Raw genomic sequence first — 5,344 nt, forward strand, 5'->3', positions numbered from 1 at the left:
CCCACATGCGCATGTCGGGTTCGTGGCATCTGTACCGGCAGGGCGAGAAGTGGCGTCGCCCGTACGAGCAGATGCGTGCCGCGATCGAGAACTCGGACTGGGTCGCTGTGTGCTTCAACGCTCCGCTCGTCGAGACCTACCGACGCCCCGACAAACGACGCCACCCGGGGATGGGTCGGCTCGGTCCCGACCTCTGCAAGCAGGACGCCGACCTCGGACTCGTCGTGAACCTGCTGCTGTCGTACCCCGATGCGGCGGCGCGGATCGGCGAGGTGCTGCTCGATCAGCGGGTGATGTGCGGAGTCGGCAACGTGTACCGCTGCGAGGTGCTCTGGGCCACCGGGATCAGCCCGTTCGCTCCGGTCGGCGAGCTGTCCGAGGGCGATGCCGTCCGCATCGTCAACACCGCAGCGTCGCAACTCCGGGCGAACCTGCATCACAGCGCACGTGTCACCACGACATCGACCCGAGGCGGGCTGGCCGTGTACGGCCGCAACGGTCAGCGCTGCTCACGCTGCAGCGGCAGCATCGACATGCGTCGCATGGGCACCCACAACCGGGTCCTGTACTGGTGCCCGGGCTGCCAGAACCACCTCGACCCGCGGGTGTCGCGGAACCCGGATGACACTCCGGTGATGGACCCACACCCGGCAGCGCAGCGCTTTCTCGCCGACCTGCCCTGGAATCGCGACGTCGTCTGACGCGTCGCGATTCGTTCAGCCGCGCCCGAGGATCCGGTCGACGTCGATCTCGACGACCGCGCGGTCCTCGCGTTCCTTCGGCGTTCGATACCGCTCGGCGTAGCCGTCGATTCCGGGCTGCACGCCGGTCGGGTCGGTCACCAACCGGACCGGGCCCTCGAGTGTGAGCCAGCGCCCGCCGTCGACCTGACACACCGCCGCACGTTGTCCGGCATCCTGCATGCGGCCTGCGTTGACCGATTTCTGCGATGTGGCCCACGTGATCACGCGGGCGACGCGCGCGTCCGCGTCGTAGCTGAAGCCCACGGCGACGACATGCGGCGAACCGTCGGGTCGCAACGTCGTCAGCGTGGCCAGATGGCGTTCCCGCAGGAACGTCATCACCCCGTCGTCGAGATGGTCGAGATCGAGTGCCATCGCACCATTCAATCCACGGGTTGCCGGCACGCGCCGGGTCGGCCGAGGGATGCTCGATCGGTGCAAACGGCTGCAAGCTTCGTGAGCGAACCCGGCGCTACGTGCGCGGGCGGATCACCACGAGCGAGTCGTCGGCCGACTGAGCACCCCAGATCTCGTCGCCTCGACCGAGGATCTGGCGCACACCCGCCGAATCGGCAGGGAGCGGGAAGGTCTCGAACGACTCCGACGCGGGGTCGAAGCGATGGAGCGCGTTCCCGCCGAAGTCGCTCACCCACACCTGATCGACATGATCCACGTACACCGCGTACGTTGCCGGCGCCGGACCGGGCAGTTGCCACGTGCTCCAGTCGCCTGCATCCGATCCACCATCGGTCGGCGTGAACCGACTGAGCTGACCGCTGTTCCATTCGCTGACCCAGATGGCGCCGGACGAGTCAGACCACACTCGCCGAGCGCCCTGCTCGGGGGTCGGGGGCTCGATCACCGTGGCCTCCCCCTCGGAGTCGATCGCTCCCACGTAACTCCCGGCGAGCGAGGCGTAGTAGATGTGGCCGTCCGGCGTGGCCGTGATGCCGTATGGCCCCGGCCCGCGAGGTGATTCGTGGACCTCGACGACCTGCGACGCCGGGTCGAGCACACCGTAGATGCCGTTTTGTCCGGTGAACCACAGTCGGCCGTCGCCGGCGAACGCGGCCGTGTTCAGATTGGCGTTGTCGGTGCCATCGGGCAGGGGGAACACGGTGACGACATCACCGGTCGCGTCGACGCTCACGATCGCGTCGAGGCCGCCGTCGGTGACCCAGGCAACGCCGTTTTCGTCGACGATCACGCCGTGGGGTGCCGAGCCATTGCCGAGCGGAATGTGGCGGGTCTCTCCGGTGACCGGGTCGAGGTGACCGAGCGCGCCGGCGCGCTGGGCCGTGTACCACACCCCTCCATCGGCAGCGGGTGCCACATCGTGTGGTCGCGATCCCGCGGGCACCGGGAACTCCACGGTTTCGAGATCGTCGAACGCCACCGGCTGAGGCGGCGTCGACGTGGTCGGTGGCGATGTCGTGTCCGGCGCGGGAAGCGACGTCTCCGACGATGTGGACGTGGGTGCCGCTTCCGAGGGCGGGGGTTCGTCGACGGTCGTGTCGGTCACGTCGGGAGCAGTCGTTGCCGTCGTCGGATCGGTGGGAACCGAGGTCCCCGCCGATTCGCCGGACGACGTGCACCCCGCGAAAGCGAGGGCGACCGCCCCGATGACGATCGGCCGACGAAGTGACATGATCCACGGTCTCACGTCTGGGCGGGTCAGTCCAGCCGCCGATGGCGAGCTGGGTCCGCCAGCCGTCGAAGGTGACTACTCGGTGGCGATGGCGTCGAGGACGTTCATGTTGCTCGCCTTGTACGACGGGTACAGCGCGGCGAGGAGGCCGGCGATCACCGCGCCGATGAGGATCATGATGATGATCATCGGGCTGAACGCGAGGTCGCTGATGATGCTCTCGGGGACCGCCTCGCTGAGTACGACGCCGAGGAACGTGCCGAGCACGACACCGATCAGCGCGCCGAACACGGACACGATGACCGCTTCCCACCGCACCGACTTGCGGGTCTGGCGTTTGCTCATGCCGACCGCGCGGAGCAGACCGATCTCGCGGGTGCGTTCGTAGACGCCCAGCGCCAACGTGATCGAGATGCCGATCACCGCGATGACGATCGCGAACAGCAGCAGGATCGCGATGAGGAACAACAGTTGGTTGATCTGGTCCTCCTGCTCCTGCAGGAACTCGGCGTTCGACTGCACGCTCGCCTGCGGGAACTGTTCGAACGCGGCGCGGACCGCGGCGTCGCCCTCGTCGGGGTCCACGTCGTCCTTCAACGCGGCCAGGGCGAAGACATCACTCTGCGTCTCGCCCCCGCTGATCTCGTCGAGCAGTTCGAGGTCGATGAACCAGTTCAGCCCGAACGAGTTGTCGCCGAAGATCAGGTCCACCGTGAGGTCGCGCACCTCCCCGTTCTGGAACGTGACCGTGGCCGTGTCACCGAATTCGAGATCGGCCGATTCCGCCGCCTCGTCGTGCACGGCGAGCGACGTCGGCGACAGGTCGTCGAAGCTGCCCTCGATGTTGTCGAAGTCGACGAGCTGCGCCGACGCCTGCGGGTCGACGGCGGTGAGCACCTTGCTGTCGTCGTCGACCTGTGCGGTCACGACTCGGAAGGGAGTGGCCGTTTCGATCTCGGGGAGCTCCGCGAGCGTCTCGACGACGACCGGCGGGAAACCACCGTCGCCCGGTCCGCCTCCCGCACCCCCGGAACCCTGGACGATGTAGTCGGCGGACACCGATCGTTCCAGTGCGGCGGAGATCGAGACGCGCAGTGAGGACGCAAAGACCGCAGCTGCGCTCACCAAGGCCACTCCGATCATCAGCGCAGCGGCACTGGACGACGTCCGCCGTGGCGCACGCGCCACGTTGTCCCGCGCGAGCTTGCCCGGGGTCTTGAACAGCTTGGCCACCGGCCATCCGATCGCGCGGGTCACCGGTGTCGCCACGGTGGCAGACACGCTCGCGACGCCGAGGAACAGGAGCAGCGTGCCACCGCCACCGAGCACGATCAGTCCGACGGTTCCTCCCGGTGACACGAACAGTCCGATGAGCAGCATCGCCAGTCCGATCGTCGCGGTGACGGCGCCCACGACCAGTCGACGGGAACGGATCGCGGCGAAGCCGAGCTCGGGACGCATGGCCGCGACGGGCGGAATCTTGGCCGCGCGGCGGGCCGGCACGATGACCGAGACCATCGTGACCCCGATTCCGACGATCGCCGACACGAGGATCGTGCGCGGGAGCAGCACCGGCGCCGACGACGGGAAGCCCGCTCCTGCGGCGTTGAAGGCGAGCACGATCATCTGTGCCACGCCGAGTCCGGCGAGCACGCCGATGATCGTCCCGGCGATGCCGACACCCAGGGCTTCCAGGGTGATCATCCGCCGGACCTGCTTGCCCGACGCACCGATCGCCCGGAGCAGGGCGAGTTCGCGGAGTCGCTGGCCGATCGTGATCTGGAACACGTTGTTGATGATGAACGCCGCAACGAATGCGGTGACGAAGGCGAAGATCAGCAGGCCGGTTCCGAAGATGCCGATGAACTGCCCGATCTGGTCCTGGAACTCCTCGATGAGCGTGTCCCGATCGACGATCTCGTAGTCGTCGCCGACGGCGGCAACGATCGACGACTCGACGCTCACGATGTCGGCACCGTCCTCGAGACCGATGTTGATCTGATCGACGAGGCCGTTCGTGCCGTACCGGTCGAGCGCGGTCTCGAGATCGAGGGCCACGATCGACGAACCGAGGAAGCTGTCGCTGTCGGGTGTCCCGACCGTGCCGACCAGCGTGCCCGTGTAGATCCCCGTGTCCGTGGAATAGCTGACGGGATCACCGACGTCGAGACCTTCCCGCGTCGCGGTGGCCGCATCGACGACCAGTTCATCGGGACCCATCGGAGCCCGACCGTCCTTGACCTCGACTCCCGCGAGCGTGTCGGTCTCGTACTGGGTGCCGAACATCGGGCCCGTCACCGTGATCGGCTGACCGTCCTCGTTCAAGATCTGGGCGCGAGCGGTCAGGTCGGGTTCGACGACCGCGATCCCGTCGATCCCGTCGAGTTGGTCGACGATCTCGATCGGGACGGGCGGCGGCGAGTTGTCGCTGCCGAAGCTGTCGTCCTCGAACGCGTTCAGGCCGCGCACCTGGAGGTCGACGTCCTGGACGAGGTCTTCGATCAATCCGTCGAACGAGCGCGTCAGACTGTCGGCGAGGACGAAGGAACCGGCGACGAACGAGACGCCGGCGACGACCGCGAAGACGATCGCGATCGTGCGGCCGAGCCGTGCGCGGATGCTCCGGCGGGCGATGAGTGCGGTGGATCCGGCCATGTCAGCTGAGCTGCTTCATGCGTTCGAGGATCTCGTCCGAGGTCGGGTCGGCGAGTTCGCCGTCGATCTGGCCGTCGGCGACGAAGATCACCCGGTCGGCGTAGGAGGCGGCGACCGGATCGTGCGTGACCATGACGATCGTCTGTCCGAACTCGCGCACGGCGCGACGCATGAACTCGAGGATCTCGGCGCCGGTGGTGGAGTCGAGGTTTCCGGTGGGCTCGTCGGCGAAGATGATGTCCGGCCGGGAGGCCAGGGCACGAGCGACCGCGACGCGCTGCTGCTGTCCGCCGGAGAG

The 5,344-nt window shown here is 67.6% G+C and carries 5 protein-coding genes; 1 reads left to right on the top strand and 4 read right to left on the bottom strand.

Annotation, left to right across the window (positions count from 1 at the left end; genetic code table 11):
• Nucleotides 1-701 (top strand): Fpg/Nei family DNA glycosylase (locus ON45_RS18905; protein ID WP_206537737.1); only part of this gene is annotated, 701 nt, incomplete at its 5' end.
• Between the two features lie 15 nt (nucleotides 702-716).
• Here ON45_RS18905 and ON45_RS18910 read toward each other — a convergent pair.
• The 4 genes from ON45_RS18910 to ON45_RS18925 all read right to left on the bottom strand — a co-directional run.
• Nucleotides 717-1,118, bottom strand: coding sequence for a TIGR03618 family F420-dependent PPOX class oxidoreductase (locus ON45_RS18910; RefSeq protein ID WP_040496044.1), 402 nt, complete (start codon nucleotides 1,116-1,118; stop codon nucleotides 717-719).
• Between the two features lie 97 nt (nucleotides 1,119-1,215).
• Complete coding sequence (locus tag ON45_RS18915; RefSeq protein ID WP_148288777.1) at nucleotides 1,216-2,391, bottom strand: Vgb family protein; 1,176 nt, start codon at nucleotides 2,389-2,391, stop codon at nucleotides 1,216-1,218.
• A 75-nt stretch (nucleotides 2,392-2,466) separates the two neighbouring features.
• Nucleotides 2,467-5,046, bottom strand: coding sequence for an ABC transporter permease (locus ON45_RS18920; RefSeq protein ID WP_040496046.1), 2,580 nt, complete (start codon nucleotides 5,044-5,046; stop codon nucleotides 2,467-2,469).
• 1 nt (nucleotide 5,047) lies between these two features.
• A partial coding sequence (locus ON45_RS18925; protein ID WP_040496048.1) for an ATP-binding cassette domain-containing protein occupies nucleotides 5,048-5,344 on the bottom strand: 297 nt, incomplete at its 5' end.

Origin of the sequence: Ilumatobacter nonamiensis YM16-303, assembly GCF_000350145.1 — a bacterium.
Classification (GTDB): domain Bacteria; phylum Actinomycetota; class Acidimicrobiia; order Acidimicrobiales; family Ilumatobacteraceae; genus Ilumatobacter_A; species Ilumatobacter_A nonamiensis.

Bases quoted from the DNA above. Each gene is read 5' to 3' on its own strand.
- ON45_RS18915 (WP_148288777.1), bottom strand. From the start codon at position 2,391: ATGTCACTTCGTCGGCCGATCGTCATCGGGGCGGTCGCCCTCGCTTTC.
- ON45_RS18920 (WP_040496046.1), bottom strand. From the start codon at position 5,046: ATGGCCGGATCCACCGCACTCATCGCCCGCCGGAGCATCCGCGCACGG.
- ON45_RS18910 (WP_040496044.1), bottom strand. From the start codon at position 1,118: ATGGCACTCGATCTCGACCATCTCGACGACGGGGTGATGACGTTCCTG.